Here is a 26,721-nt window from a genome sequence, read left to right as displayed (position 1 = left end):
TCTTACTTGAGGCCGCTGTCGATGGCGCTCACCAGTTCGCCGTTCGCGGTGTCGCCGCTGAACTCCCAGAAGAAGGCGCCGCCGAGGCCCTGCTGCTCCGCCCAGTCCATCTTGGACTTGATGGTGGCCGGGGTGTCGTAGGACCACCAGTTGGAGCCGCAGTGGGCGTACGCGGTGCCGGCGACGGTGCCGGTGGCCGGGCAGCTGTTCTTGAGGACCTTGTAGTCCTCGATGCCCGCCTCGTAGGTGCCGGTCGCCGGGCCGGTGGCGGTGCCGCCGGGCGCGGACTGCGTGACGCCGGTCCAGCCGCGGCCGTAGAAGCCGATGCCGATCAGCAGCTTGTCGGCCGGGACGCCCTTGGACTTGAACTTCGCCATCGCGTCGGCGGTGTTGAAGCCCTGCTGCGGGATGCCGTCGTACGCGGTCAGCGGCGAGTGCGGAGCGGTCGGGCCCTGCTTCGCCCAGGCGCCGAAGAAGTCGTACGTCATCACGTTGTACCAGTCGATGTACTGCGCGGCCTCGCCGTAGTCGGCGGCGTCGATCTTGCCGCCGTCCGAGCCGTCGGCGGTGACGGCCGCGGTGATCAGGTAGTCCTGGCCGAACTCGGCGCGCATGGCCTTCATCATGGTGCTGAAGGCGTTCGGGGCGCTGGTCTCGTCACAGCTGAGACCGCAGGCGTTCGGGTACTCCCAGTCCAGGTCGATGCCGTCGAAGACGTCGGCCCAGCGCGGGTCCTCGACCAGGTCGTGGCAGGACTTGGCGAACGCGGCCGGGTTCTTCACGGCGTCGGGGAAGCCGCCGGACCAGGTCCAGCCGCCGAAGGAGTAGAGGATCTTGATGTTCGGGTACTTGGCCTTCAGCTTGCGCAGCTGGTTGAAGTTGCCGCGCAGCGGCTGGTCCCAGGTGTCGGCGACGCCGTCGACGGACTGGTCGGCGGTGTAGGCCTTGTCGTAGTCGGCGTAGGCGTCGCCGATGGTGCACTTGCCGCCCTGGACGTTGCCGAAGGCGTAGTTGATGTGCGTGATCTTGTCGGCGGAGCCGGAGGTGACCAGGTTCTTCACGTGGTAGTTGCGCCCGTAGACGCCCCAGTTGGTGAAGTAGCCCATCTTGACCTCGGCACCCGGGTTCGGGTTCGGCTCGCCGCCGCCGTCGCCGGTGGTGGTGACCTTCACGGAGCCGCTGGCCGGACCGGTCTGGTCGGCGGTGTCGCGGGCCTTGACGCTGTACGAGTAGTCGGTGCCCTTGGTAAGGCCGTTGTCCGTGTAGGTGGTGCCGGTGACGGTGGCGACCTTCGCGCCGTCCCGCAGGACGTCGTAGTTCTTGACACCCTTGTCGTCGGTCGCCGCCGACCAGGACAGCTTCACCGAGGTGTCGGTGATGCCGGAGGCGGTGGGCGTGCCGGGTGCGGAGGGGGCCTCGTCGCCGGGGACGGAGGTGCCGTCGCAGCTGCCGCCGTTGAGCTTGCAGTTGGACGGGGAGCCGGGCCCGCTGCCGTTGAAGCCGAAGGAGACCGAGGCGCCGGGGGCGAGCGTCCCGTTCCAGCCGACGTTCTTGGCGGTCCAGTGGTCGGCGGAGTTGGTGACGGTGGCGTCCCAGGCGGAGGTGACCTTGGTGCCGGAGGGGAAGTCCCACTCGACGGTCCAGGAGCTGAGGGAGGTGGTGCCGGTGTTCTTCACCGTCCACTTGCCGCCGAAGCCCGTGCCCCAGTCCGAGGTCTTCTCGAAGGTGGCCGTCGCGCTCGCGGCGGCCTGGGCCGGGCTCGCGAGACCGACCAGGCCGGCGAGGGGAAGCGCCAGGGTCGCTGCGAGTGCCGCGGCTTTGTGTCTGAAGCGCATGTGCGCCTCCTTATATGGGGATGTTGTCGAGGGCATGACTGAGCCTCATGCCCGCAGTGCGGCGAGAATAGAAAGGTCTGGACCACAGGTCAATAGGTCTGGACCAATGTGGCGGCCAGTGGTTGAACCTGTGATTGACAGGGAAAACTAGATCCCCAACTCCTGCGCCAGCACCGCCGCTTGCACCCGGCTGCGCAGCCCCAGCTTCCCCAGCAGTCGGCTGACATGCGTCTTCACCGTGGCCTCCGCCATGTCGAGCCGCTCGGCCACGGCCGCGTTGGACAGACCCTCGCCGAGACAGGACAGCACCTCGCGCTCCCGCCGGGTCAGGTCCCGCAGCCCGGCCGGGTCAGCCGCCGGCTCGCGCACCGGGTTCGCGGCGAACTCGGCGATCAGCCGCCGGGTGACGGCCGGGGCCACGATGCCCTCGCCGCCCGCCACCGTGCGCACGGCCGCGAGCAGGTCCTTGGCGTCGGTGTTCTTCAGCAGGAACCCGGCGGCTCCCGCCCGCAGCGCCCCGAAGACGTATTCGTCCAGGTCGAAGGTGGTCAGCACCAGGACGTCGGCGAGCTGCTCCCCGACCACGATCCGGGTCGCCGACACGCCGTCCAGGCGCGGCATCTGCACGTCCATCAGCACCAGGTCGGGACGCAGCTCGCGGGCCAGCGCCACCGCCCGCTCGCCGTCCGCGGCCTCCCCGACCACCTCGATGTCCGGTGCGCTGCCCAGGATCAGCACCAGCCCCGCGCGGACGGCGGACTGGTCCTCGGCGACGAGGACGCGGATCATGCGAGGTCTCCTTCGGTCAGGGGCAGGGTGGCCCGTACGGCCCAGATCTTGCCGCCCGCCGGGCCGGGTTCCGGCACCGCCCCGGCCTCGAACGTGCCGTGCAGCAGTGCGGCCCGCTCCCGCATCCCGACCAGACCGGCGCCGGAACCGGGCGCGCGCGGGGTGTCCCGGTCGCCGTACGGGCTGGTCACCCGGACCCGCAGGGCGCCCTCGTGCCGGTCGAGCCGGACCAGGACGGTGCCCTTGGAGGCGTGCTTGAGGGCGTTGGTGAGCGACTCCTGCACGATCCGGTACGCGGCCAGCTCGACCGGCGCGGGCAGGTTCTCGCCGGGTGCCGCGTCCAGGGTGACGTCGAGGCCGTTGGCGCGGGCGCCCTCGACCAGTGCGCCGAGGCCGTCGAGGGTGGGGGCGGCGGCCGGCTCGGTGTCCCCGCCCTGGTCCCGCAGGATGCCGATGAGGCGTCGCATCTCGGCCAGTCCCGCCACGCTGTTCTCCCGGATCACGCCGAGCGCCTGCCGGGTGGTCGCCGCGTCGTCCAGGGAGAGCGCGGCCGTGGAGTGGATGGCGATCGCGGAGAGGTGGTTGGCCACCATGTCGTGCAGCTCGCGGGCCATCCGGGAGCGCTCCGCCGTCACCGCCTGGACCCGGTCCATCTCGGCGAGCAGCGCGGTCTGCTCGGCCCGCAGCAGGGCGGCGTCGGCGGCCTCGCGGTGGTTGCGGACGATGAGCCCCGTGGAGGCGGGCGCGAAGGACACGACGCCGACGGCGACACCGATGAGCAGCGCCTCCGGGACCCGCCACAGCGCGAACGGCACGATCGTCCCGGCCACCGTGAGCAGCCCGGTGATCCACGGGATGCGGCGGGCCGACGCGGGCGGGCCGTACAGCACGGCTGCGTACATCAGGTCGGTGTACATGATCACCGTGACCAGGCTGCCCTGCGTGAGCGTGTCGGCGATCAGCGCGGCGGTGCCGATCAGCAGCCCGGTGCGCGGCGAGGCCCGGCGCAGCAGCTCGCTGCCCGCCATGACGGCGAGCGGCACCAGCAGCGGCCAGCGGCCGTCGAACAGCACGACCGGTTCGTCGGCCGGCCGCACGCCCAGGCCGATACCCCACAGCAGCAGGCCGCCCAGCAGACCGGCCGACGCGGCGTACACGTCGAAGCGGCGCGGGCGGGGGAGTCGTGCGGCCATGCCACCATCCAACACGGCCCGCGCCCCGCCCGCCTGATCCCCGGGAAGGGTCCCGCACTGCATCTTTCGATGTACCGGAGGTTCGTCACCGCCGACGACGAACCCGGCGGATTCCGACGGGAGCCTGGAAGGGTGAACGAAGGGAGTGCGTCGTGGTCGCTGCGTTGATCATCGCCTGTGAGGTCGGCTTCTGGGTGCTGCTGGCCCTCGGCCTGGGCGCCCGCTACGTGCTGAAGTGGCGGCGCACCGGCGTCGTGCTGCTGCTGTGCGAGCCGGTGCTGGAACTGGTGCTGTTCGCCGTGACGGCGTGGGACCTGAAGAACGGCGCCGAGCCCGGCTGGGAGCACGGCCTGGCCGCGCTGTACATCGGCTACACGGTCGGCTACGGCCACTACACGATCCGCTGGCTCGACGGCCACGCCGCCCACCGCCTGGGCGGCGGCCCGCCCCCACCGAAGCCGCCGCGGCACGGGCTGCCCCGGGCCGCCCACGAGGGCCGGATGTGGCTGCGGACGGTCGTGGGCGGCGCCGTCGCCTCGACGCTGCTCCTGGCCGCGATGTGGTACGTCGGTGACGAGGGAAACACCTCGACCCTGGAGGCCTCCCAGGGGGCGGTGCTGAAGGTCGTCGGCATCCACGGTCTGATCGCCCTCACGTACCTGGTCTGGCCGAAGAAGACCCCGGCGGGTACGCAGGAGGCCACGGCCGACCGGCAGAAGCAGGAGGCCCACCGGTGAACCGGGCGTCGAAGCATCTGCTGGAGGGCGCCGTCACCCTGCTCGCCGGGCTGGCCCTGTGGCTGTTCGCCGGTGACGTGGAGGTCCCCGTCGTCACCCTGACCAAGGTCGGCATCGTGCTGATGTGCGTCGGCGGTGCCCAGACCGCCTGGGATCTGTACGCCGCGGTGCGTCGGTCGCCCCGCGGCCTGTAGAAGGCAGGCATGACCGATCGCGACCGCTACGACGACCGGGCGGCAGGCACGTCGTCGGCCGAGGCCGGCGAGAGCGCCCCCGAAGGGGCGCGGGGAACTGCGCGATCAGCCACGACGAAGCGGTAGACGACCGACGGCTGTCACGCCCCTCCCCGCGGAGCGCTCAGCGTTCCCCGCCCGGCACCCACAGCACGTCGCCGACCTCCTTGTTGGCCACCCGGGCCAGGATGAAGAGCAGGTCGGAGAGGCGGTTGAGGTAGGTCGCCGTCAGCGGGTTCATCGTCTCGCCGTGGGCCTCCAGGGCCGCCCAGGTGGAGCGCTCGGCCCGGCGGACCACCGTGCACGCCTGGTGCAGCAGGGCCGCGCCGGCGGTGCCGCCGGGGAGGATGAAGGAGCGGAGCTTCTCCACCTCGGCCAGGTAGCGGTCGCAGTCCGCCTCCAGCTTGTCGACGTAGAACTGCTCGACCCTCAGCGGCGGGTACTCCGGGTTCTCCACCACCGGCGTCGACAGGTCCGCGCCCACGTCGAACAGGTCGTTCTGGACGCGGACGAGGACCTTGACGACCTCCTCGGACAGGCCGCCCAGGGCGATGGCGGTACCGATCACCGCGTTCGCCTCGTTGGCGTCGGCGTACGCGGAGATCCTGAGGTCGGTCTTGGGGACCCGGCTCATGTCGCCGAGGGCGGTGGTGCCCTTGTCGCCGGTCCGGGTGTAGATGCGCGTCAGGTTGACCATGGGGCCAGCGTAGTTAGGCGCCCGCCGTTCGGAAGACGCGTGTGCCCACCGTCACGGCCAGCGCGGTGAAGGCCAGGGCGACGAGGGCGCCGTACAGCATGTGGGCCGTCGCGTAGGAGCCGACGTAGGCGTCCCGCACCGCGTCCACCAGATAGCGGAACGGCATCAGGTGCGACAGCACGTCCAGCCACGCCGGGCCCAGGGTCATCGGCAGCATCAGGCCGGACAGCAGCATCGACGGCATCGTCAGCGCGTTGATCGTGGGCCCGAACTCCTGCGGGGTGCGGACCTTCATCGCCAGCGCGTACGACAGCGAGGCCAGCGAGACCGTGAGCAGGGCGACGAAGGCGAAGCCGATCAGCACGCCGGGCAGCGGCGCGCGCAGGCCCATCACCAGGGCCGCCAGCACCAGCAGCACCGCCTGGAAGGCGAAGACGGTGGCGTCCCGCAGGACCCGCCCGAGCAGCAGCGCCAGGCGGCTGACGGGCGTGACCCGCATCCGCTCGACCACGCCCTGGCTGTTCTCGATGATGATCGAGAAGCCCGCGAAGGACGCGCCGAAGAGGCCCAGTTGCAGCAGCAGGCCGGGGACCAGCACCTGCCAGGAGCTGCCCCGGCCGCCGAGCGGCAGGTCGGTCAGCAGCGGGCCGAAGAAGAGCAGGTACAGCAGCGGCATCAGCACGCCGAACAGCAGCGCGAAGCGGGAGCGCAGGGACTGGCGGAGATAGCGGCCGTAGATCAGGCCGGTGTCGTGGAGCAGCATCGGGAATCCTCGAAAGGTCAGACGGCGACGGGGGCGGCGTCGGCCGGAGCGGCGCCGCGGCCGGTGACGGCCAGGAAGGTGTCCTGGAGGGTGGCGTCGGGCGAGCCGCCGTACTCGCGCTTCAGGGCGGCCGGAGTCCCCTCGGCGACCACCGTGCCGCCGTCCACGACCACCAGGCGGTCGGAGAGGGCGTCGGCCTCGTCCAGGTAGTGGGTGGTCAGGAAGACCGTCGTGCCGTGCTCGGCGCGCAGCCGGCGGACCAGGTCCCACAGGTCGGCGCGGCTGCCCGGGTCCAGACCGGTCGTCGGCTCGTCCAGGAAGAGCACCTTCGGGCGGTGCGTGAGCGCCATCGCGATGTCCAGCCGCCGCCGCTGCCCGCCGGAGAGCGCCCCGCATTTGCGGTCGAGCAGCCCGGTCAGGTCCAGGTCGCGGGCCAGCTCGTCGGCGCGCTCCACCGCCCGCGCCTTCGTCAGCCGGTACAGGCGGCCCTGGGTGACCAGCTCCTCCCGCGCGGTGATCTGCGTGTCCACCCCGCCCGACTGCGCCACGTACCCGCAGGCCGCGCGCACCCCGGCCGGGTCGGTCGCCAGGTCGTGCCCGGCGACGGTGGCCGCGCCGCCGGTGGGGGCGAGCAGGGTGGTGAGCATCCGCAGGGTGGTGGTCTTGCCCGCGCCGTTGGGGCCCAGGAAGCCCAGGATCTCGCCCTCGTGGACGGTGAGGTCGATGCCGCGCACCGCCTCGACCGGACCGCGCTTGGTCGCGAAGGTACGGGCCAGCCCGGCCGTACTGATGATTGCCATGCCTCCCAGAAAAACAGAGTCACTGAAATTTTGCAATGACCCCAAAGTTTCAGCCGCACCAGCCGGAGGCGTCCGCGCAGCTAGGATGGCGGGCATGGCCGAGGGACTCAGGGAACGGAAGAAGCGGCAGACCCGGCAGTACATCTCGGATGTCGCCACGGGGCTGTTCCTGGAGCACGGTTTCGAGGCCGTGACGGTGGCGGAGGTCGCGGACGCCGCGAACGTCTCCGTCAACACCGTGTACAACTACTTCCCGGCCAAGGAGGACCTGTTCCTCGACCGCTCCAAGGGCGTCGTCGACCGGCTGTCGCGCTGGGTGCGCGGGCGGCGGGACGGGGAGTCGGCGGCTCGGGCCGTGCTGCGGGAACTGCGTGAGGAGGTCGAGTCGGTTTCGCCCCGGATCGGCCTCATGGATGGCTATGCGGGCTTCATGGGGGTCATCCACGCCTCGCCCGCGCTGCGTTCCCGGCTCTGGGCGATCGGCCAGGAGGTGCAGGACAACCTCGAGCACACCCTGCGCGAGGAGACCGGCGCCCCGGACGACGACCCCGTCCCCTCGCTGATGGCCGGTCAGGTCAGCTGGCTGCACGGCACGGTGATGGCGGCCATCGGCCGCCGCATGATGGCCGGCGGGAAACCCGCCGAAGTGTCCCGCGACATTCTCGTACTGCTGGACGAGATGGAGAACCTGTTGAGCGAGAAGGTGCTCAACTACGCCGTACGGGGCGAGCAGTGACACCCGAACGGCACCCCTCGGTGTGACGTCCGTCATTTGAGACGTGACGCGCGTTACTAACCGGTCACACAGCGCCTCACGCCCGCTAATCTCCGGCCGAGAGACGAGAATCAGCGCGTATCAGGGGAGTCGCACAGTGGCACGGAAGCTCGCCGTCATCGGAGCCGGTCTCATGGGGTCCGGCATCGCCCAGGTCTCCGCCCAGGCGGGCTGGGACGTCGTCCTGCGCGACGTCACCGACGAGGCGTTGCGGCGCGGCACCGACGGCATCAGGGCCTCCTACGACAAGTTCGTCGCCAAGGGCAGGCTCGACGCCGACGACGCCGAGGCCGCGCTCGGGCGGATCACCGCGACCACCGACCTGGACGCCGCCGCCGACGCGGACGTGGTGGTCGAGGCCGTCTTCGAGAAGCTGGAAGTCAAGCACGAGATCTTCCGTACCCTGGACAAGCTGGTGAAGGACGGGGCGATCCTCGCGTCCAACACCTCCGCCATCCCGATCACCAAGATCGCGGCCGTGACGCAGCGCCCCGAGCGGGTCGTCGGCACCCACTTCTTCTCGCCGGTGCCGATGATGCAGCTGTGCGAGCTGGTGCGGGGCTACAAGACCAGCGACGAAACGCTCGCCACCGCACGCGAGTTCGCCGAGTCCACCGGCAAGACCTGCATCGTCGTCAACCGCGACGTCGCCGGGTTCGTGACCACCCGCCTCATCTCCGCCCTCGTCGTCGAGGCCGCGAAACTGTACGAGTCGGGCGTCGCCACCGCCGAGGACATCGACCTCGCCTGCAAGCTGGGCTTCGGCCACGCCATGGGCCCGCTGGCCACCGCCGACCTGACGGGCGTCGACATCCTGCTGCACGCCACCGGCAACATCTACACCGAGTCCCAGGACGAGAAGTTCGCCCCGCCGGAGCTGATGCGCCGGATGGTGGACGCCGGTGACATCGGCCGCAAGAGCGGGCAGGGCTTCTACAAGCACTGAGGTCACACCAGCCCCGGCAGACGTCACACGCCGGGGTGAATTCGGTATCGGTTCGCTTACAGACGGCAACCTCCGGTCGTTTCGGCCAGTCAGAGGGTGCAGTGCCTGATATCGCCGAGAGACCACAACGCGCGCAACGCAACGCCAAGACGAAGAACAAGACGAAGAAGACGACGAAGAAGACGCACGCCGGGGAGCGCATATGCACATCAGGGGCGACCACGTCGAGCTGGTCGTCGGGGGCCGCCTCGACGTCCGCAGCGCGGCGGACGCCCGTACGGTCCTGCACTCGGCCGTCGACGACGGAGTCGGCGACCTGGTGCTCGACCTGTCAGAGCTGGATTCCTGGGACGCCACCGGACTCGGCGTGATCATGGGAGCCCACCGGCGGGCCGGCCGCTGCGGCCGGCGGCTGGTGCTGCGCGGCGTGCCGCCGCAGATGCAGCGCCTGCTGGTGGCCACCCGGCTGCACCGGATCCTCGCCATCGAGGGCGGCATCGGTGTGGAGACCCTGCCCCGCGTGTAAGTGAAGGTTCACACCTCCGACACACGCAATCCTCACGAGACCGTGACCTCTCGGGCCGTCCGGCACCCCGGACTGTCGGAGATACTGGGCGAAGGTTTAGGGTCTGGCTGCCCGCTGCCTTTGCAAACCCGCCGGCGGGCCCGGACCAGAAGCGACAGCGCGGTGTGCGGCAAGGCCGGGAGGGTGGTCCCTGCCGGGGCCCTGCACACGACGCTTTTGGGGGGCTTGAACCAATGGACCCGAACAACCGGGGCCCTGAGGAGTACGGCCAGGACGGCGACCAGCAGGCGCCGCGCCCGCGCCCGCACAGGGACCCCATCACCTCCGACTTCGGACAGCACGCGCCCGCGCTCGCCCGCACGGTGCAGCTGGTGTCCGGCGACTTCCTGCTCACCGTCAACCCCGTCGACGGCAGCGAGATCGAGGTCTGCCCGCCCTCGGAGCGGCCCGCCCGGCCCGAGAAGCTCACCGCGGCCGAACGCGCCGACGCGGAGCGCGCCGCGCGCCCGCCCGTCCCACCGGGACCGGTCCGCACGGTCCTCGGCCTGCTGGCCCGCGAGGACGAACGCGAACGCCTGGTGCGGCTGCTCGCCCGCGGCCGCTCCGTGCGCCTCACCGGCCCCGCCGGCTCCGGCCGCACCAGCCTCCTCGACGTCGTCGCCGAGGACTGCGCGGGCCTCGCGCCCGACGGCGTCGTCCGGCTGGGCGGCCACCACCGCACCGCCGACGACCTGCTCCACGACCTCTTCTACGCCGTCCACGGCGCGCCCCTGCACCGCCCCGACCGGACGGAACTGCTCGGACACCTGCGCGAGGTGGGCGCGGTCGTCGTCCTGGACGACGCCGAGTTCGGCGGCACCGCCCTCGACGAACTCCTCGACGCCACCCCCGAGTGCGCCTTCGTCATCGGCGCCACCCCGGAAGCGGCCGCACCCTCCGCCGACTCGGCCGTCGAGGAGGTCTTCCTCACCGGCCTGGACCGCTCCGACGGCGTGGAGCTGCTGGAGCGCGCCGCCGGGCGGACCCTCACCGAGGAGGAGGCCAACTGGGCCGGAGACCTCTGGTTCGAGTCCGAGGGCCTGCCGCTGCGCTTCGTCCAGGCCGGTGCCCTGCTGCGCCGCCGGGACCGGGAGCGGGCCGGTGCCGACGCCGTCGACGAGTTCGGCGTCTTCGCCGACGCCCGCCAGGCCGACGACACCCCCTACGACGCCACCGAGGCCGACGACGACGTACCCCTGCCGTCCCTCGGCGAGGCCGCCGCGCCCGCACCGCTGCTCGCCTCCCGGCTGAGCGCCTCCGCCCGCGCCACCCTGGAGTTCGCCGTCGCGCTCGGCGGCGAGGTGCCGCACCAGGCGCATCTGCCCGCCCTGGTCGGCGACACCCACGCGGACGCCGCCCTCGGCGAGCTGACGGACTGCGGGCTGGTCTCCCCGGTCGGCTCCCGCTACCGGCTGGCCGCCGGCGTGCTCACCCAGCTGGAGAGCGCCGGATACGCCGACGCCGTACGGGAGCGGGCGACGGCCGCCGCCCAGCACTACGCCTGGTGGGCCGGGCACCCCTCGGTCACCCCGGAGCGGGTCTGCGCGGAGGCCGACGCCGTACTGGCGGCCCTCGCCGTGCTGGTGCCCGCGACCACCCCCACCGCCGCGGACGAGGAGAGCCCGGCCGTCCAGCTGGCCCGCACCGCGGCGCCCGCCTTCGCCGCCGGGCTGCACTGGAGCGCCTGGGAACGGGCGCTGCGCTCGGGCACCGAGGCCTCCCGGCTCGCCGGTGACGTCGCCGAACAGGCCTACTTCCACCACGAGCTGGGCGTCCTCGCACTGTGCGAGGGCCAGCTGGACCGGGCCCGCGCCGAGCTGGAGGCCTCCATCGGGCTGCGCGGCGCGCTCTCCGACAAGCGCGGTGCCGTGGCCGGCCGGCGCGCCCTCGCGCTGGTGGCCGACCGCACCGGTGACACGCCGGGCCTCGGCAGCGGGGCGGGCGCGTTCGCCGCGGCGGCGCCCGCCGCCGGCTTCGGCGTGGCCGGGGCCGGACTCGGCCCGACGGTGGGGGAGGAGGTGCCCGACGCCCGCAACGAGGAGTCGGCGTCGCCGTCCGCGGGCGTCCCCGCGCCCTTCCCGCCGCTCCAGCCGCGTCCGCAGTCCCCCACCCTCGTCACCCGCCGCGAGCCCGACGAGGAGCCGTCCCGCACGGTGGCCGGCGGCATCAAGGGCTTCGCGCGGCGCAACCTGGTGGCCGCCGGGGCGGGCGCGCTGCTCGTCGCCGTGCTCGGCACGGTGGTGACCCTGGGGGCCACGTCCGAGAACGACGGCGGCGACCCGTCCAACGAGGTCGGCGTCAACCCGTCGGCCAGCCAGGGCGTCGACGACGGCAGCCTGGGCGCCGACCGGCCCTCGGACGACGGTAAGGACCAGGAGACGCCCGGCGACCCGACCGACTCCGCCACCCCCGGCACGTCCGAGGCGCCGACGGCCACGGAGTCGGGGGAGCCTTCGCAGGGGCCGAGCAGTACGGACGACAGCACCGACCCCGGTGACGACGAGAGCCCCGACGACCCGGGCTCGCCGGACGAGCCGAGCAAGTCGCCGAGTTCGCCGACGACGAAGCCGACGTCGCCGAAGCCGACGGACACCGAGCCGACGGACCCCGGGACGCCCACCGAGTCCGACGACACGTCACCGACGCCCACGGAGACCGAGACGACCTCGCCGTCCACCCCGGAGACGTCCGACACCGTCAGCGGCGCCGACAGCCCACCGGCCACCGTCTCGCAGAGCAGCGCCGAGAGCACCGAGAGCACCGACCCGGGAACGGGAACCCCGGCCGGCTCGGACCCGGAGACCGGTCAGATCATCTGACCCCACCGGGGAAGGCACCAGCACGGGAGGGCCGGGTCCGCCACCCGGACCCGGCCCTCCGCACGCCGTACGTGACGCGCCCCAGGACGCGCCCCCAGGACGCGCCGCGTCCTCAGAACAGCCGCAGCTTGTCGTCCTCGATGCCCCGCAGCGCGTCGTAGTCCAGCACCTGGCAGCCGATGCCGCGGTCCGTGGCCAGCACGCGCGCCTGCGGCTTGATCTCCTGGGCGGCGAAGACGCCGCGCACCGGGGCGAGATGCGGGTCGCGGTTCAGCAGCTCCAGGTAGCGCGTGAGCTGTTCCACGCCGTCGATCTCGCCGCGCCGCTTGATCTCGACCGCGACGGTCCCGCCCCGGGCGTCCCGGCACAGGATGTCGACCGGGCCGATGGCGGTCATGTACTCGCGGCGAATGAGGGTGTAGCCCTCGCCCAGGGTGTCGATGCGGTCGGCGAGCAGCTCCTGGAGGTGTGCTTCCACGCCGTCCTTGATCAGGCCCGGATCGACGCCCAGTTCGTGCGAGGAGTCGTGGAGGATCTCCTCCATCGTGATGATGAGCTTCTCGCCCGCCTTGTTGACGACGGTCCAGACGCCCTCCTCCTCGCCCGTGCCCTCCTTCAGGGCGCAGGGCGGCGACATCCAGTTGAGGGGCTTGTAGGCCCGGTCGTCGGCGTGGATCGAGACGCTGCCGTCCGCCTTGACCAGGATCAGCCGGGGGGCCGAGGGCAGGTGGGCGGTGAGCCGTCCGGCGTAGTCGACGGAGCAGCGGGCAATGACGAGACGCATGGTCGGCAACGCTACTCGACCGGCCCGGCCCGACGCGATTCGCCCGGACCCGGGCACCGCGCGCACTGTCCCACTTCTCCCATTGGCCCCGTCTTGCGCACTGGCCGATTGTGGGCCTACCGGATGGTGTCCATCTGGGCATTCTCCTGGTGCCGTCACGATCGGTTGCTTACGGTATTGAACGGGAGGTCGCGAACTGTGTACGCAGCGTGTTCGGAATCGTGCACTCCCTTAACTGTCCGGCAACCCCCGCCAGTCGGGGGTGCGAGAGGAGAACCCATGTCGCTCGACGTCTCACCGGCCCTACTCGAACAGGCCGAGCGAGGCGAGGTCGACGAAGCAGACTTCGTCGACTGCGTCCGGACCTCCCTGCCCTACGCATGGGAGATGGTCAGCTCCCTGGTGGCACAGCTGAAGGTCGACGGCGGAGCGTTCGCCGACAACCAGACGCCCCCGCCGGACGAGCAGGCGCGCGGTCAGCTCCTGCGTGCGCTCGCGAGTGACGCCATACGCGGTGCACTGCAGCGGCACTTCGGGGTGCGGCTGGCCTTCCAGAACTGCCACCGGGTGGCGGTGTTCCCGTTGGACTCCTCCGTCGACGAGACGCTGACCAAGTTCACCTCGGTGCGCAGCCAGTTGCTGAACCAGTCGCCGGAACTGCGCGACTGCTGAGGCACCCCAGAGCGCCCGCTTGCCGCTCCGTACGTGGGAGGTGCAGTTCTTGTACCGGAGCGGCAAGCTCCCCGCCCGGCGGGTCAGCGGAGCTGGGGGAGTACCTCGGCCCCGAGCCGCCGTACGTTCTCCTCGGTCGCCGCCAGGTCTCCCGAGCCCTCGACGAGCAGGGCGAAGCGGGAGATGCCGGTCCGCTCGCCGGTCGCCGCGAGCCGGTCCGCGCACAGCCGGGGCGTGCCCACCGGGTGCAGCCCGCAGAGCAGTTCGGTGTAGGCGTGCGGGTCGCGCATCTGCCGGGCCCGGCCGTCCACCGTGACATGGGCGCCCAGTCCCTGCCGCAGCCAGCCCGGCATCGCCTTGAGCAGGGTCTCGGCCGCGTCCGTGCGCCGGTCGGCGATCTGGCAGACACCGGCCGAGACGTGTCCGGCGCCGTGGATCTGGGCCGCCGGATGCCCGGCCGCACGCGCGTGGCGCCGCCACAGGGCGACCATCTCGGCCTTCTCCTCGTCGCCGACGTGCATCCCGAGGAGCATCGGCAGCCCCCGCTCGGCCGCCATCCGCACGCTCGACGGCGAGGTGCAGGCGACGACGACCTCCGGGCCCGGCTCCTCCGACAGGGACTCCGACGGGCGCGGCACGACGGGCACCTCGCGGAAGCGGTAGCGGTCGCCCGAGGCGCCGACGGCCGGCTCGCGCAGCCAGCGCAGCAGCAGGTCGAGCGAGTCCGGAAACCCCTTCTCGTACGCCTGAAGACCCGCGCCGAACACCTCCAGGTCCACCCACGGGCCGCCGCGGCCCACCCCCAGCGAGAAGCGGCCGCCGCTGGTGACGTGCAGCAGCGCGGCCTGCTCGCCGAGCGCCACCGGGTGGACGGTGGGCAGCACGCTCACCGCGGTGCCGACCCGCAGCCGCCGGGTGCGGCCCAGCAGCAGCGCGGCCAGGGTCACGGCCGACGGACACGTGCCGTACGGCACGAAGTGGTGTTCGGCCAGCCAGACCGTGTCCAGCCCGGCCTCCTCGGCGACCTCGGCCGAGCGGACCGCGCGGTGCAGCGCCTCCCCCTGACCCTGGCCCGGGAACTGGGCACCCAACACGAAACTTCCTACGCGCATTGCCTTTTCCTGCTTCCTCGGCCCCGACGTGGAGCTCCCCCACACGGCATAACCGCCTGACACGTGCCGAGGACACGGCCGGACGAAGGAATTTACGGATTGTCTGCAGAATCGGCCGTTGTGGGACGGTCCACGCGCCCGGACGGACAACACCGGTCAGGGGGAGTTGCGGTGTTCGGCGCCGTACGCGTACCCGTGTCCGTGCCGCGTAGGCTGGATGCAGCCCTGCTTCCTGTATAGCTCCGTGAGGTGTCCTGTGTCCCCGCGTCGCAACCGACCCAAGGAAGCCGGTTCCTCCGGCCGGAGCGCCGAGGAGGACGGCTCCGGCCGCTACGGCGGCTGGCAGTCCTCGGAGGGCTGGCAGGGCGAGGAGTGGAGCGTACGGCACGTGGCGGGCGCGAGCGCGCAGGGCAAGTCGTACCGATGCCCGGGCTGCGACCAGCTCATTCCGGACGGTGTCCCGCACGTGGTGGCCTGGCCCGCGCACTCGGGCGTCGACGACCGCCGGCACTGGCACAAGGCCTGCTGGAACGCGAAGGACCGCCGCACCACGCGGGTGCAGCGGTCCCGTAACGCGCCGAGGTTCTGAGGGCCCCTCCGGCCGCCCTACACGTCCCGCTTCTCCAGCAGGGCGAAGGCGGCGGCGAACGCGGCCGCGGTCACACCGAGCACGATCCACAGCGGGTCCCAGCCCGAGGGCCCGGACTCGGACAGCGAGTTGGCGTAGAAGATGCTCATCTGGTTCGGGATCGAGTACTCGAACAGCGCCTGCTGCACGTCCTTGAGCGACTCCGAGAACATGAACAGCGCGATCACCAGCGGGGCGAGCAGGACGCCGATCATGATGGTGATGGCGCCCGCCGAGTGCCGGATGATCGAGCCCATGGCCAGCGAGAGCAGCCCGAGCAGCGCGACGTAGAGCGAGACGCCGACGGTGCCCTTCAGCCACTCCGCGCCGGTCGGGTTCTCGGCGCCGTTGCCCTCCAGCATGGACACGTGGGCCAGCCCGACCAGCGTCGCGCAGACCAGGGTCACCACGAACGCCACCAGGAAGAACACGATGCCCTTGGCGGCCAGCACCCGGCCGCGGCTGGGGCAGGCGGTCATCGTCGTGCGGATCATCCCCGTGCCGTACTCCGAGGCGGTGGTCAGCACGCCCAGCGTGATCACGCACATGCTGCCCAGCAGCAGGCCGAAGAAGCCGAGGCTCAGCGCGCTCTCGCCCGCCAGGTCGGAGTCCGAACCCGCCACCACCGCGCCGGTCAGCAGCCCGATGCCGAGGACCAGCAGGACGAACACGCCCAGCGTCCACATCGTCGAGCGCACCGACTTGATCTTCGTCCACTCGGAGGCCAGCGCGTGCACCAGGGTCGTGCGCACCACCGGGATCGGCGACGTGTACGTCGGGAACGGCGAGCCGGGCGCCGCGTGCCAGTCGGGCGCGGCCTGCTGCGTCGGGGGCTGGGGCGTGCTCATCGGACGTCCTCGGGCTTGGTCGGGTCGGTGACGGGCGCGGCGGCGGGCGCGGGGCCCGCCGCGGGCGGCGTCGGCGCGCCGGCGGGCGCCTGGGGCACCGGCGGTGCCTGGGGCGCCTGGGGTGCCTGCTGGGCCGCGTACGGGTTGGCCGGCTGACCGCCCGGGACCGCCCCGGGCGCCACCGGGGCGCCGTACGGGCCCGCGGGGGCCTGGCCGGGTGCGCCCTGCGGGGCGGCGAAGGGCTGACCGCCCTGCTGGGGCGGCGGCGGCGCGTACCACCCGGGCTGGCCCTGACCGGGCACCGGCATCGGCGGCTGCGCGCCGGGCGGCAGCGGCTGCTGGAGCCCCGCCTTCTGGTCGGCGGTCGACCGGTAGTCCACGGCGCCCTGCGTCATCCGCATGTACGCCTCCTCCAGCGAGGCCTGGTGCGGCGACAGCTCCCACAGCCGTACGTCGGTGTCGTGCGCGATGTCGCTGATGCGGGGGAGGGCGAGCCCGGTCACCCGCAGCGCGCCGTCCTGCTCGGGCAGCACGTGGCCGCCCGCCTCGGTCAGCGCCGAGGTCAGCTTCTCGCGCAGCTGCGGATCGGTGTCCGGCGTCCGCACGCGCGCGAAGTCGGCGGAGTTGGCCGAGATGAAGTCCGTCACGCTCATGTCGGCGAGCAGCTGGCCGCGCCCGATGACGATCAGGTGGTCGGCGGTCAGCGCCATCTCGCTCATCAGGTGCGAGGAGACGAAGACGGTGCGGCCCTCCGCGGCGAGCGCCTTCATCAGGTTGCGCACCCAGTGGATGCCCTCCGGGTCGAGGCCGTTGACCGGCTCGTCGAAGAGCAGTACCTGGGGGTCGCCGAGCAGCGCGGCGGCGATGCCGAGCCGCTGGCCCATGCCGAGGGAGAAGCCCTTGGAACGCCGCTTGGCCACGTCCTGGAGGCCCACCACGCCGAGCACCTCGTCCACCCGCCGGGCCGGGATGCCGGACAGCTGGGCGAGGCTCAGCAGGTGGTTGCGGGCGGCCCGCCCGCCGTGCACCGCCTTGGCGTCCAGGAGGGCCCCGACGTGGCGGGCGGCGTTCGGCAGCCTGCGGTACGGGTGGCCGCCGATGGTCACGTGCCCCGCCGTGGGGTTGTCCAGGCCCAGGATCATCCGCATCGTCGTCGACTTGCCCGAGCCGTTGGGCCCGAGGAAGCCGGTGACGGCACCGGGCCGCACCTGGAAGGAGAGGTTGTACACGGCGGTCTTGTCGCCGTATCGCTTGGTCAGGCCGACAGCCTCGATCATGCTCCGCACCCATCGGAAGGTTCAGGGACAGCAGGGCACACGCCCCCGTAAGGGTTAGGAGGATATCCACGCGCTGACGGTTCCGTTCAAGCGCGGGCAAAATCCGACACCGTACGGAGGCCGGACGGAGGGGGTCAGGCGTCCCGCCGCTTCAGCACCGCGTACCCGCCGACGAGCGCCGCGATCACCCACAGGGCCATGATCCCCAGGCCGCCCCACGGACCGTACGGGACGTCGTCGTCGATCGGCGTGACCACCTGCATGATCTTGCTGCCGGCCTGGTCGGGCAGGTACCGGCCGACCTTCTCCGTCGCCGGGACGTTGCCCAGGATGTTGGAGATCAGGAAGAAGAACGGCATCAGGATGCCCAGCGACAGCATCGGGGAGCGCAGCATCGCGGCGACGCCCATCGAGAACATCGCGATCAGGGTCATGTAGAGGCCGCCGCCGAACACCGCGCGCAGCACGCCCGGGTCGCCGATCGACGCCTTCAGGTCGCCGAGCATCGCCTGCCCGAGGAAGAACGTGGCGAAACTGGTGACCATGGCCACGACCAGCGCGAGCGCGGTGGCCACCGCGATCTTGCTGAACAGGAAGGTGCCGCGCCGCGGCACGGCGGCCAGCGAGGTGCGGATCATGCCGGAGCTGTACTCGTTGCCCACGACCAGCACCCCGAACACGATCATCGCCAGCTGGCCGAGGCTGGTGCCGGCGAAGCTGATGAAGGTCGGGTCGAAGGAGAGCTGGTCCCGCTCGCTCATGTCGCCGAACTCGCTCTTCGACAGCGCCGAGATCAGCATGCCGAGGGCGATGGTGACGACCACGGCGAGGCCCAGCGTCCACACCGTGGACGCGACCGACCGGATCTTGGTCCACTCGGACCGGACGACCTGTGTCGCCGCCATGCTCATCCCCTCTTCCAGTCGCTGCCCCACGGCTGCTGCGGAGGCTGTCCCGGTGGCTGTTGCTGCTGCGGCACCGCGCCGGGCGGCTGCCCGTCGTGCGCGTGGTACTCCACCGACTCCGCGGTCAGCTGCATGAACGCCTCCTCCAGGGAGGCGCGCTGCGGGCTCAGCTCGTACAGCACGACCTGGTGGCGCGCCGCCAGCTCGCCGACCGTCTCCGACTTGTCGCCGTCCACCTCCAGGACCCCCTCGCCCGACTCGACGACCGTGACCCCGGCCGCGTGCAGCGCGTCGAGCAACTGCTCGCGCTGCGGGGTGCGGATCCGGACGTAGCTGCGCGAGTTCTCCGCGATGAACTCGGCCATCGAGGTGTCCGCAAGCAGCCTGCCCTGGCCGATGACCACCAGGTGGTCGGCGGTCAGCGCCATCTCGCTCATCAGGTGGGAGGAGACGAAGACGGTGCGGCCCTGGGAGGCCAGGGTCTTCATCAGATTGCGGATCCAGTGGATGCCCTCGGGGTCGAGCCCGTTGACCGGCTCGTCGAACATCAGGATCCGCGGGTCGCCCAGCAGGGCCCCGGCGATACCGAGCCGCTGCCCCATGCCCAGGGAGAAGCCCTTGGTCTTCTTCCTGGCGACCGCCGACAGCCCGACCGTGTCCAGGACCTCGCGCACCCGGCTCGCGGGAATGCCGTTGCTCTGCGCGAGGCACAGCAGGTGGTTGTAGGCGCTGCGCCCGCCGTGCCACGCCTTGGCCTCCAGGAGCGCGCCGATGTACGTCAGCGGGTCCTTCAGCTGGTCGTAGTGCTTGCCGTCGATCCGCACGTCCCCGGCGGTCGGCCGGTCCAGGCCCAGCACCATCCGCATGGTCGTCGACTTGCCCGCGCCGTTGGGGCCGAGGAAGCCCGTGATGATGCCCGGTCTGACGGTGAAGGAGAGATTGTTGACCGCCACCTTCTCGCCGTACCGCTTGGTCAGCCCCTCGAGCTCGATCATGGCGACCACGCTAGAACGGGACGAGGCCCACTGCCACCCCAGTGACAGCAGGCCTCGCCCATGTTCGTACGGATTCAGCAGGCGTACCCCCCGCGCAGCCGAAACCGCCCGGACGAAAGGGCGTCAGCGGGACTGCTGGGCCGGCACCCCGCGGGAGACCGACTCGTCCTCGACCGACGGTGCGGCCGCCACCGCGGCGCCCGTGAGCGACGCCAGCATCTCGCGCACGTTGGTCAGCTGCGCGTTGATGGAGTCGCGGCGGTTGGTGAGGGCGGCCAGCTCGCGCTCCGACTCCGAACGGATCCGGTCGGCCTTGGCGTTGGCGTCGGCCACGATGTCCTCGGACTGGCGCTGCGCCGTCTCCACGGTCTGGCGGGCCCGGCGCTCGGCGTCCGTGCGCAGCTTCTCCGCCTCCAGGCGCAGCTGCTCCGCGCGGTGCTCGATCTCCGCGAGCCGCTTCTCGGCCTTGGCCTGACGGGAGGCCAGGTCCCGCTCGGACTGCTCGCGGCGCTTGGCGAGGTTCGTCTCGAAGTCGGCGGCGGCCTGCGCGGCCTTCGCGCGGGTCTCCTCGAAGAGCGCGTCGGCCTCGTCGCGCTTCGACTGCGCGTCCTTCTGCGCCTCGGAACGCAGCTGCGAGGCGTCGCCCTTGGCCTTCTCGACGATCCGGACGCCCTCGTCCTCGGCCTTGGCCTTGCGCTCGGCGGCGTACGACTCCGCGTCGTTGCGCACCTGCTGGGCCGAGGACTCGGCCAGCTCGCGGTGCTGCTCGGCCGCGCGCCGGGCCTCCTCGCGCAGGTCCTTCGCCTCTTCCTCGGCGAGCCGCAGGATCTTCTCGACCCGGGCGCCGAGACCGGCGTACGACGGCTCTGCGTCGTTGACCTGGGCCTGGGCGTTCTGGGTTTCGAGGTGGAGCTCCTCGATGCGCTTTTCCAGAGCGGTGATGCGGGCGAGAGCGCTGTCACGGTCGGAGACGAGCTTGGAGATGCGTTCGTCCACCTGAGCGCGGTCGTACCCACGCCGCACAAGCTCGAAGCCGTAGGGGGAAGTGTCGCTCATGGGGTTCCTGTCGAAAGAGACCGGGTGAGGTGATAGAGGGAATCCTAGGCGCCAATGCGGTGTGTCATCGAGCGGATGCACGTTTGATACGGAGAATGACACCTCTTTTGAGTGGCTGACCCTCGGATGGCTTGCCAAAGCCTCGGGCAGGGGTCCCGTCGGGACTCGGCCAAAGATCTCCAGCAGACACCCAAACCACCCCGAATGCTAGCCGTCTGACGACTTGCCACCCGAACGTGGGGCGCCCACCGTCGCTCCGGCCTTCACCCCGTTGTCCTTCGCACCGCCGGGCGCCTCGAACGACTCCAGCGCCTCCAGCACGTCCTGGACCCGGGAGATCTCCGCGTTGATGTCCTCGCGGCGCCGGACCAGCACCTCCAGCTCGCGCTTGCCCTCGTCGACCGTGGCCCGGGCCTCGCGGACCGCCTCGGCCTTCAGCTCCTCGGCCTCGCGGACCAGGGTGGCCTTCTTCTGCTCGGCCTCCTTGAGCAGCCCCTCGGCCTTCTTGACGGCGGCGATGCGCACCTTGCCGGCCTCGGAGTTGGCCTCCGACACCAGCTCCTTCGCCTTCGCCTCCGCCTTGGCGAGCTGCTCCTCGGCCGCCTTGATGAGCGCGTCGCAGCGGTCGCCGGCCGACTTCATCGTCTCGGCGGCCTCGCGGCGGGCCCGCTCGTGCAGCTCCTCGATCTCGGAGGTGAGCCGCTCGCGCAGCTCCTCCGCGCGCTCCCTGATGGCGGTCGCGTCCCGGCGGGCGCCGACCAGCAGCTCGTCGGCGTCCGTACGGGCCTTCTCCACCCGGGAGTTGCCCTCGACCGTCGCCTCCTGGACGATCCGGTCGGCCTCCGAGCGGGCCGCGCCCACCATCGTGTCGGCCTGCGACTCGGCGTCCGCGGTGGTCTTCTGGGCCTGCTGCTGCGCCTCGGTGAGCAGCTTGTCGGCCTCGGCGGTGGTCTCCGTGATGAGCGTGTCGACCTGCTCGGCGGCTTCGGAGCGCCGCTTGTTGGCGTCCTTGCGGGCCTCGTCCAGGGTGCGCTCGGCCTCCTCGCGGGCGGCCGTGGTGACCCGCTCGGCCTCCGCGGCCGCCTCGCCGCGGACCCGCTCCGCCTCGGTGCGCAGCCGCTCGGCGTGCTGCTGGGCGGAGCCGACGGTGTCGGCAGCCTCGGCCCGCAGCCGCTCCGCCTCCCCGGTGGCGTCCGAGACCAGCTGCTCGGCCCGGGCGCCCGCCTCGGCCCGTACCCGGTCGGCCTCGGCGATCGTCTCGGTGCGCAGCCGCTCCGCCTCGGTGGCCGCCTCCGTCCTGACCCGCTCGGACTCGCTCGCCGCCTCGGCGGTGACGCGCTCCGCCTCCGCGAGCGTCTCCGTGCGGAGCCGGTCGGTCTCGGCCGCCGTCTCGGTGGTGAGCCGCTCCGCCTCGGTACGCGCCTCGGTGATCAGGGTGTCCGCCTGCGTCGCCGCGTCGGACCGGATGCGGTTGGCGTCCTCGCGGGCGTCCGCCCGGGTGCGCGACGCGGACTGCTCGGCCTCGGCGATGGCGTCGGAGGCCTCCGTGCGCACCCGCTGGGCGTGCTCGGAGACGTCCGCGCGGATCCGGTCGGCCTCCGTGATGGCCTCGGACACGGTCCGCTCGGCCAGCGTCTTGGCGGCCTCGGTCTCCTCCTGCGCCTCGCGCCTGAGCCGTCCGGCGTCCTCGCTCGCCCGCTCCCGCTCCGCGTAGGCGTCGGCGCGGACCCGGTCCGCCTCCTCCTGCGCCTCGGTCCGGGTGCGCTCGGCGGCGTGCTCGGCGGCGCTGCGCAGCCCGGTGATCTCCTCCTGGGCCTGCTCGTGCAGCCCGGCGACCGACTCCCGTACCTGCGCCGCGTGCTGCTCGGCGGCCGATACCATCTCGGTGGCGCGCCGGTCGGCCTCCTCGACCAGCCGGACCGCCTCGGCCTGCGCCTCCTCCACGCGGTTGCGCGCCGAGGCCAGCAGCTCCTCGCTCTGCTCGCGGGCCTGTGTGCGCTCCTGGTCGGCCTCCTGCCGGGCGGAGCCGAGCAGTTCCTCCGCCTCGCGGCGGCGCCGGGCGGCCTCCTCCTGGGCGGCGGCCAGCGCCTCGGACGCCTCGGCCGCGATGCGCTCGGCGGCACTCTGCGCCTCCGCCCGCACCCGGTCGGCGCTCTCCTGCGCCTCCGACTTCAGCCGCTCCGCCTCGCTCGCGGCCTCCGAGCGCAGCCGTACGGCGACGGACTCGCCCTCCGCGCGGGAGGCGGACGCGTCCGCGGCGGCCTCGGTGCGCAGCCGCTCGGCCTCCGTCTCGGCCTGCTGCTGGAGCGTACGGACCCGCTCCGCGGCCTCGGTGCGCAGCCGCTCGCTCTCCTCGGCGGCCTCGCGGCGGATCCGCTCGCCCTCCTCGCGGGCCCCGCTCAGCGCCTCCTCGGCGGCGGTGCGGCGCTCCTCGGCCTCGGTGTGCAGCCGCGTCAGCTCCTCGGCGGCCTCCTCCCGCCGGGCCTCGACGGCGCGCTCGGTCTCCTCGCGCAGCTCCCGGGCGGCCCGCTCCGCCTCCGCCTGGAGCTCCTCCACCCGCTCGGCGGCCTCCGCGCGGTGCCGCTCGGCCTCCGCGCGGGTGCGCTCCAGGGTCTCCTCGGCCTGCCGGCGCAGGGTCGTCGCCCGCTCGATGGCCTCGGCGCGGACCTTCTCGCCGTCCGCCGTCGCGGTCTGCCGCAGCTCGTCGGCGTCCGCCTTGGCCTTGGCCAGCAGCTCCTCGGCGGACCTCGCCGCCTCCTCGATCTGCGCCACGGCCTCCTTGCGGGCCTCGGCGCGGATCTTCTCGCCCTCTTCGACCGAGTCCGCCCGCAGCTGCTCGGCCTCGCCGCGCAGCCGGCGCGCCTCCTCCTGCAGCTCGACCGTCTTGGCGCGGTACTCCTTGGTGTCGTCCTTCGCCGCGCCCTTGAGCTGCTCGGCGATGTCGTGCGCCTCGCCGCGCAGCCGGTCCGCCTCGGCCTCGGCCTCGGTGCGGATCCGCTCGGCCTCCTCGGTGGCGGCCTTGGTGGTGCGCTTGGCGTCCTGAGACGCCTTGTCCAGCACGTCCTCGGCCGTCTTGGCCGCCTTGGACAGCTGGGTGGCCGACTCCTCGGCGGTGATCGTGCGGGCCTTCTCGGCGGCCTCGGCGACGATCCGCTCGGCCTCGGCACGGGCGTCCTCGACCACCTGCTCGGCCTCGGACCTGGTGCTCTCGGCGTCCTTGGTGGCCTCGCCGACCAGCCGGGCGACCTGCTCCTTGGCGGTGCGGGTGCGCTGCTCGTTGGTCGCCTCGGCGCTCGACAGCGCCTTGGCCGCGGCCTCCTCGGCCTCGGCGACCACCTTCTCGGCCTCGGTCTGCGCCTTGCGCAGCGCCTCCTCGGCCTCCGACATGCGCTGCTCGGCGGCCCGGCTCAGCTCCTGGACCTCGCGCCGGGTGGACTCCGACTCGGTGGCGGTGGAGCTGCGCAGCTGCTCCGCGTGGTCGGTCGCCTCCTGCGCCTGCGTCGAGGCGGCGTTCAGCAGCCGCTCCGCGTCGGTGCGCGCCCGGCGCAGGATCTGCTCGGCCTCGGTGCGGGCGCTCTCCGCGTCGCTGCGCAGCCGCTGCCGGGCCTCGGAGGTCAGCCGCTCCGCCTCCGCGCGGGCCGCGGTCATGGCCTGCTCGGCCTCGGTACGGGACTCGTCGAGCAGGCGCCGGGCCTGCTGCTCGGTGCGGGCGCGCAGCTGCTCCGCCCAGGCCACGTTCTCGTTGACGTGCGACTCGACGGTCTGCCGGCGCTCGGCCAGCTCCTGGTCGAGCTGCTGGCGGCGGGTGACCGCCTCCTGGTGCAGCTCCGCCTGGAGCCGGGCGGCCTGCTCGGCGTGCTCCTGGAGGATCCGCTGGGTCTGCGCCCGGGCCTGGCTCAGCTCCCGCTCCGCGTCGGCGCGCAGCTGGTCGGCCTGCGTCTGCGCGTTGCGCAGCAACTGCTCGGCCTGGTACCCGATGTCGCCGCCGTCGAAGGCGGGCCGGGACATGATGGTGCGCCGCGCCTCGTGCAGCTTGGCGCGCAGCACCTCGACCTGGTAGCCGAGGTCCTCGGCGTGCTGGATCGCCTTTTCCCGCTCGGTCTTCAGCCGCTTCATCTCGGCCTCGAACCGAGAGAGGTGGTCGACGTCAGCCGCCGGCTCTCGCTCCTGGCTCTCGTAGCCCCGCACTGCGCGGTCCCATCCGTCCCCTGGTCGCAAATCTTCCCGAACGAGCTCCGTCCGTCCGACGGACGGGGCCCCCGGGGAATGGTGTCAGATCAACGGCGGAGCATGTGCTGCTGCCCCGTCGCCCGCCCCCCGAAACACGACCCCGGCGGTCCCGGCGCCCAGGGCGACAGGACCGGGTCACCCTGGACTGAGCGGCGACCGCACCCAACCCTACCGGCCCCTATGTACGAGGGTCAGTGCTCAGGTGACTCAACGGCCGCCGATGTGACCAGTTCTGTCAGTACGCCATGGCAGTCCTTGGGGTGCAGGAAGGTGATCCGCGACCCCATGGAACCGCGCCGGGGCTCGTCGTACAGAACGCGTACGCCCTTGCCCCGGATGTCCGCGGCGTCCGCGTCCACGTCCGCCGTGCCGAAGGCGATGTGGTGGACGCCCTCGCCGTTCTTCGCCAGCCACTTGCCGACCGCGGAGTCCTCCCGGGTCGGCTCCAGGAGCTGGAGGTACGAGGCGCCCCCGTCCGACGTATCGTTGATCTTGAGCATGGCCTCGCGCACGCCCTGTTCCTCGTTGACCTCGGTGTGGAACACCTCGAAGCCGTAGGTGGCACGGTAGAACCCGACGGTCGCGTCGAGGTCGCGGCAGGCGATTCCGATGTGGTCGATTCGCGTCAGCATGGTTTCAGTGCAGCGCTCCGGAGGTGGTTACGCAACGTGCGCGCGATCACACCGACAGCCCGGTGACGGGCGGGATACCGCTCAGTACATTCGAGTAAACCCTCGTTCACTCCTCGGCCTGTGCGGGCCGGAAAAGGGGACCGCAGCTCATGTCTTCTGGAACCACTGACACCTTTGGAACCTCTGGAACGAACGGCACGACCTCCGTCGTCGTCGCGGGTGCGCGCACCCCGATGGGGCGGCTGCTCGGCTCCCTGAAGTCCTTCAGCGGGGCCGACCTCGGCGGCTTCGCCATCAAGGCCGCCCTCGACCGCGCCGGGATCGGCGGCGACCAGGTCCAGTACGTGATCATGGGGCAGGTGCTCCAGGCCGGCGCCGGGCAGATCCCCGCCCGGCAGGCCGCCGTCAAGGCCGGCATCCCGATGAGCGTCCCCGCGCTCACGATCAACAAGGTCTGCCTCTCCGGCCTCGACGCCATCGCACTCGCCGACCAGCTCATTCGCGCGGGTGAATTCGACGTGATCGTCGCGGGCGGCCAGGAGTCCATGACCAACGCCCCGCACCTGCTCCCCAAGTCCCGCGAGGGCTACAAGTACGGCGCCGTCCAGATGATCGACGCCATGGCGTACGACGGCCTGACCGACTCCTTCGAGGACATCGCCATGGGCGAGTCCACGGAGAAGCACAACACCCGCCTCGGCATCGAGCGCGCCGCCCAGGACGAGATCGCCGCCCTGTCCCACCAGCGCGCCGCCGCCGCCCAGAAGAACGGCGTCTTCGAGGCCGAGATCACCCCGGTCGAGATCCCGCAGCGCAAGGGCGACCCGGTGCTGTTCAGCAAGGACGAGGGCATCCGCGGGGACACCACCGCCGAGTCGCTCGGCAAGCTGCGTCCGGCCTTCGCCAAGGACGGCACCATCACCGCCGGCTCCTCCTCGCAGATCTCCGACGGCGCGGCGGCCGTGGTCGTCATGAGCCGGGCCAAGGCCGAGGAACTGGGCCTGGAATGGATCGCGGAGATCGGCGCCCACGGCAATGTCGCGGGCCCGGACAACTCTTTGCAGTCGCAGCCGTCGAACGCCATCCGGCACGCCCTCAAGAAGGAGGGCCTGGAGGTCGGCGACCTCGACCTCATCGAGATCAACGAGGCCTTCGCGGCCGTCGCCGTGCAGTCAATGAAGGACCTCGGCGTGTCCACCGAAAAGGTGAACGTCAACGGTGGTGCCATCGCCCTCGGGCACCCGATCGGCATGTCCGGCGCCCGGCTGGTGCTGCACCTCGCCCTGGAACTGAAGCGGCGCGGCGGCGGCGTCGGCGCGGCCGCGCTGTGCGGCGGCGGCGGTCAGGGTGACGCGCTGATCGTGCGGGTGCCCGGGGCCTGACCCGAGAGACACGAGATCTCGCCAGAGGTACGAGACCTCACCGAACGG

24 protein-coding genes are annotated in these 26,721 nt (G+C 72.1%); 9 read left to right on the top strand and 15 right to left on the bottom strand.

Going from position 1 to position 26,721, the window contains the following annotated elements:
- Positions 1–2 precede the first annotated feature (2 nt).
- The 3 genes from ACFV9J_RS29465 to ACFV9J_RS29455 form a co-directional block, all read right to left on the bottom strand.
- Positions 3–1,835, bottom strand: coding sequence for a glycosyl hydrolase family 18 protein (locus ACFV9J_RS29465; protein ID WP_385359012.1), 1,833 nt, complete (start codon positions 1,833–1,835; stop codon positions 3–5).
- A gap of 147 nt (positions 1,836–1,982) precedes the next feature.
- Positions 1,983–2,624 (bottom strand): response regulator, encoded by a 642-nt coding sequence (locus tag ACFV9J_RS29460; RefSeq protein ID WP_385359010.1) that lies wholly within the window; start codon positions 2,622–2,624, stop codon positions 1,983–1,985.
- Positions 2,621–3,817, bottom strand: a complete 1,197-nt coding sequence (locus ACFV9J_RS29455; RefSeq protein ID WP_385359008.1) for a sensor histidine kinase — start codon at positions 3,815–3,817, stop codon at positions 2,621–2,623. Before ACFV9J_RS29455 ends, ACFV9J_RS29460 begins: the two co-directional genes overlap by 4 nt.
- Positions 3,818–3,969: 152 nt before the next feature.
- Here ACFV9J_RS29455 and ACFV9J_RS29450 point away from each other — a divergent pair, with 152 nt between their 5' ends.
- Both ACFV9J_RS29450 and ACFV9J_RS29445 read left to right on the top strand, forming a co-directional pair.
- Complete coding sequence (locus tag ACFV9J_RS29450; protein ID WP_385359007.1) at positions 3,970–4,554, top strand: hypothetical protein; 585 nt, start codon at positions 3,970–3,972, stop codon at positions 4,552–4,554.
- The gene (locus ACFV9J_RS29445) at positions 4,551–4,748 is read left to right on the top strand and encodes a DUF5708 family protein (protein ID WP_385359005.1); all 198 of its coding nucleotides are present in this window, start codon (positions 4,551–4,553) and stop codon (positions 4,746–4,748) included. Before ACFV9J_RS29450 ends, ACFV9J_RS29445 begins: the two co-directional genes overlap by 4 nt.
- 163 nt (positions 4,749–4,911) lie before the next feature.
- Here ACFV9J_RS29445 and ACFV9J_RS29440 read toward each other — a convergent pair whose 3' ends face one another.
- The 3 genes from ACFV9J_RS29440 to ACFV9J_RS29430 are packed head-to-tail and all read right to left on the bottom strand — an operon-like array spanning position 4,912 to position 7,047.
- Positions 4,912–5,484 (bottom strand): cob(I)yrinic acid a,c-diamide adenosyltransferase, encoded by a 573-nt coding sequence (locus ACFV9J_RS29440; protein ID WP_109033455.1) that lies wholly within the window; start codon positions 5,482–5,484, stop codon positions 4,912–4,914.
- A 13-nt stretch (positions 5,485–5,497) separates the two neighbouring features.
- Positions 5,498–6,247: an ABC transporter permease gene (locus tag ACFV9J_RS29435; protein WP_385359003.1), complete on the bottom strand. Its 750-nt coding sequence runs from the start codon at positions 6,245–6,247 to the stop codon at positions 5,498–5,500.
- 17 nt (positions 6,248–6,264) lie between these two features.
- Positions 6,265–7,047, bottom strand: coding sequence for an ABC transporter ATP-binding protein (locus ACFV9J_RS29430; RefSeq protein ID WP_385359001.1), 783 nt, complete (start codon positions 7,045–7,047; stop codon positions 6,265–6,267).
- Positions 7,048–7,141: 94 nt separating this feature from the next.
- Here ACFV9J_RS29430 and ACFV9J_RS29425 point away from each other — a divergent pair, with 94 nt between their 5' ends.
- From ACFV9J_RS29425 to ACFV9J_RS29410, 4 genes are all read left to right on the top strand, one after another.
- Positions 7,142–7,783 carry a TetR/AcrR family transcriptional regulator gene (locus ACFV9J_RS29425; RefSeq protein ID WP_385358999.1) on the top strand — a complete coding sequence of 214 codons (642 nt, stop codon included), beginning with the start codon at positions 7,142–7,144 and terminating at the stop codon, positions 7,781–7,783.
- 136 nt (positions 7,784–7,919) lie between these two features.
- The gene (locus ACFV9J_RS29420; RefSeq protein WP_385358997.1) at positions 7,920–8,768 is read left to right on the top strand and encodes a 3-hydroxyacyl-CoA dehydrogenase family protein; all 849 of its coding nucleotides are present in this window, start codon (positions 7,920–7,922) and stop codon (positions 8,766–8,768) included.
- 202 nt (positions 8,769–8,970) lie between these two features.
- The gene (locus ACFV9J_RS29415; protein WP_003973611.1) at positions 8,971–9,294 is read left to right on the top strand and encodes an STAS domain-containing protein; all 324 of its coding nucleotides are present in this window, start codon (positions 8,971–8,973) and stop codon (positions 9,292–9,294) included.
- A 233-nt stretch (positions 9,295–9,527) separates the two neighbouring features.
- Positions 9,528–12,152 (top strand): ATP-binding protein, encoded by a 2,625-nt coding sequence (locus tag ACFV9J_RS29410; protein WP_385358995.1) that lies wholly within the window; start codon positions 9,528–9,530, stop codon positions 12,150–12,152.
- A gap of 112 nt (positions 12,153–12,264) precedes the next feature.
- On the opposite strand, the gene nucS is transcribed toward ACFV9J_RS29410, so the two are convergent.
- Entirely contained in the window at positions 12,265–12,936 is a 672-nt protein-coding gene (gene nucS, locus ACFV9J_RS29405) for an endonuclease NucS (RefSeq protein ID WP_385358993.1), read from the bottom strand.
- 279 nt (positions 12,937–13,215) lie between these two features.
- Between nucS and ACFV9J_RS29400 the strand changes: the two genes are divergently transcribed.
- Entirely contained in the window at positions 13,216–13,608 is a 393-nt protein-coding gene (locus ACFV9J_RS29400) for an SCO5389 family protein (RefSeq protein ID WP_003973607.1), read from the top strand.
- Between the two features lie 83 nt (positions 13,609–13,691).
- Here ACFV9J_RS29400 and ACFV9J_RS29395 read toward each other — a convergent pair whose 3' ends face one another.
- A complete protein-coding gene (locus tag ACFV9J_RS29395) occupies positions 13,692–14,720 on the bottom strand; it encodes an LLM class flavin-dependent oxidoreductase (protein WP_385358991.1) in 1,029 nt (342 codons plus the stop codon).
- A 256-nt stretch (positions 14,721–14,976) separates the two neighbouring features.
- Here ACFV9J_RS29395 and ACFV9J_RS29390 point away from each other — a divergent pair, with 256 nt between their 5' ends.
- Complete coding sequence (locus ACFV9J_RS29390; protein WP_385358989.1) at positions 14,977–15,309, top strand: ATP/GTP-binding protein; 333 nt, start codon at positions 14,977–14,979, stop codon at positions 15,307–15,309.
- A gap of 17 nt (positions 15,310–15,326) precedes the next feature.
- On the opposite strand, the gene ACFV9J_RS29385 is transcribed toward ACFV9J_RS29390, so the two are convergent.
- From ACFV9J_RS29385 to mce, 7 genes are all read right to left on the bottom strand, one after another.
- On the bottom strand, positions 15,327–16,196 hold the full coding sequence (locus ACFV9J_RS29385; RefSeq protein ID WP_385358986.1) for an ABC transporter permease: 870 nt from the start codon (positions 16,194–16,196) through the stop codon (positions 15,327–15,329).
- Positions 16,193–17,473, bottom strand: coding sequence for an ABC transporter ATP-binding protein (locus ACFV9J_RS29380; RefSeq protein WP_385358984.1), 1,281 nt, complete (start codon positions 17,471–17,473; stop codon positions 16,193–16,195). The genes ACFV9J_RS29385 and ACFV9J_RS29380 overlap by 4 nt, the downstream gene beginning before the upstream one ends.
- 134 nt (positions 17,474–17,607) lie before the next feature.
- Positions 17,608–18,378, bottom strand: a complete 771-nt coding sequence (locus ACFV9J_RS29375) for an ABC transporter permease (RefSeq protein WP_385358981.1) — start codon at positions 18,376–18,378, stop codon at positions 17,608–17,610.
- A gap of 2 nt (positions 18,379–18,380) precedes the next feature.
- Positions 18,381–19,373, bottom strand: a complete 993-nt coding sequence (locus ACFV9J_RS29370; RefSeq protein ID WP_385358979.1) for an ABC transporter ATP-binding protein — start codon at positions 19,371–19,373, stop codon at positions 18,381–18,383.
- A 123-nt stretch (positions 19,374–19,496) separates the two neighbouring features.
- Positions 19,497–20,429: a cellulose-binding protein gene (locus ACFV9J_RS29365; RefSeq protein WP_003973600.1), complete on the bottom strand. Its 933-nt coding sequence runs from the start codon at positions 20,427–20,429 to the stop codon at positions 19,497–19,499.
- 207 nt (positions 20,430–20,636) lie between these two features.
- Positions 20,637–24,617 (bottom strand): polarized growth protein Scy, encoded by a 3,981-nt coding sequence (gene scy / locus ACFV9J_RS29360; protein ID WP_385358977.1) that lies wholly within the window; start codon positions 24,615–24,617, stop codon positions 20,637–20,639.
- A 233-nt stretch (positions 24,618–24,850) separates the two neighbouring features.
- Entirely contained in the window at positions 24,851–25,291 is a 441-nt protein-coding gene (mce, locus tag ACFV9J_RS29355) for a methylmalonyl-CoA epimerase (protein WP_385358975.1), read from the bottom strand.
- A 149-nt stretch (positions 25,292–25,440) separates the two neighbouring features.
- Here mce and ACFV9J_RS29350 point away from each other — a divergent pair, with 149 nt between their 5' ends.
- Positions 25,441–26,673, top strand: coding sequence for an acetyl-CoA C-acetyltransferase (locus ACFV9J_RS29350; protein ID WP_385358973.1), 1,233 nt, complete (start codon positions 25,441–25,443; stop codon positions 26,671–26,673).
- The last annotated feature ends 48 nt before the right edge of the window (positions 26,674–26,721 follow it).

Source organism: Streptomyces sp. NPDC059906 (assembly GCF_042730645.1).
GTDB lineage: Bacteria > Actinomycetota > Actinomycetes > Streptomycetales > Streptomycetaceae > Streptomyces > Streptomyces rubrogriseus.
Note: the sequence above shows the minus strand (reverse complement) of the source record. Positions and strands in the feature narration are given on the sequence as shown.

Bases quoted from the DNA above. Each gene is read 5' to 3' on its own strand.
- ACFV9J_RS29465 (WP_385359012.1), bottom strand. From the start codon at position 1,835: ATGCGCTTCAGACACAAAGCCGCGGCACTCGCAGCGACCCTGGCGCTT.
- ACFV9J_RS29460 (WP_385359010.1), bottom strand. From the start codon at position 2,624: ATGATCCGCGTCCTCGTCGCCGAGGACCAGTCCGCCGTCCGCGCGGGG.
- ACFV9J_RS29455 (WP_385359008.1), bottom strand. From the start codon at position 3,817: ATGGCCGCACGACTCCCCCGCCCGCGCCGCTTCGACGTGTACGCCGCG.
- ACFV9J_RS29440 (WP_109033455.1), bottom strand. From the start codon at position 5,484: ATGGTCAACCTGACGCGCATCTACACCCGGACCGGCGACAAGGGCACC.
- ACFV9J_RS29435 (WP_385359003.1), bottom strand. From the start codon at position 6,247: ATGCTGCTCCACGACACCGGCCTGATCTACGGCCGCTATCTCCGCCAG.
- ACFV9J_RS29430 (WP_385359001.1), bottom strand. From the start codon at position 7,047: ATGGCAATCATCAGTACGGCCGGGCTGGCCCGTACCTTCGCGACCAAG.
- ACFV9J_RS29425 (WP_385358999.1), top strand. From the start codon at position 7,142: ATGGCCGAGGGACTCAGGGAACGGAAGAAGCGGCAGACCCGGCAGTAC.
- ACFV9J_RS29415 (WP_003973611.1), top strand. From the start codon at position 8,971: ATGCACATCAGGGGCGACCACGTCGAGCTGGTCGTCGGGGGCCGCCTC.
- ACFV9J_RS29410 (WP_385358995.1), top strand. From the start codon at position 9,528: ATGGACCCGAACAACCGGGGCCCTGAGGAGTACGGCCAGGACGGCGAC.
- nucS (WP_385358993.1), bottom strand. From the start codon at position 12,936: ATGCGTCTCGTCATTGCCCGCTGCTCCGTCGACTACGCCGGACGGCTC.
- ACFV9J_RS29400 (WP_003973607.1), top strand. From the start codon at position 13,216: ATGTCGCTCGACGTCTCACCGGCCCTACTCGAACAGGCCGAGCGAGGC.
- ACFV9J_RS29395 (WP_385358991.1), bottom strand. From the start codon at position 14,720: ATGCGCGTAGGAAGTTTCGTGTTGGGTGCCCAGTTCCCGGGCCAGGGT.
- ACFV9J_RS29385 (WP_385358986.1), bottom strand. From the start codon at position 16,196: ATGAGCACGCCCCAGCCCCCGACGCAGCAGGCCGCGCCCGACTGGCAC.
- ACFV9J_RS29380 (WP_385358984.1), bottom strand. From the start codon at position 17,473: ATGATCGAGGCTGTCGGCCTGACCAAGCGATACGGCGACAAGACCGCC.
- ACFV9J_RS29375 (WP_385358981.1), bottom strand. From the start codon at position 18,378: ATGGCGGCGACACAGGTCGTCCGGTCCGAGTGGACCAAGATCCGGTCG.
- ACFV9J_RS29370 (WP_385358979.1), bottom strand. From the start codon at position 19,373: ATGATCGAGCTCGAGGGGCTGACCAAGCGGTACGGCGAGAAGGTGGCG.
- ACFV9J_RS29365 (WP_003973600.1), bottom strand. From the start codon at position 20,429: ATGAGCGACACTTCCCCCTACGGCTTCGAGCTTGTGCGGCGTGGGTAC.
- mce (WP_385358975.1), bottom strand. From the start codon at position 25,291: ATGCTGACGCGAATCGACCACATCGGAATCGCCTGCCGCGACCTCGAC.
- ACFV9J_RS29350 (WP_385358973.1), top strand. From the start codon at position 25,441: ATGTCTTCTGGAACCACTGACACCTTTGGAACCTCTGGAACGAACGGC.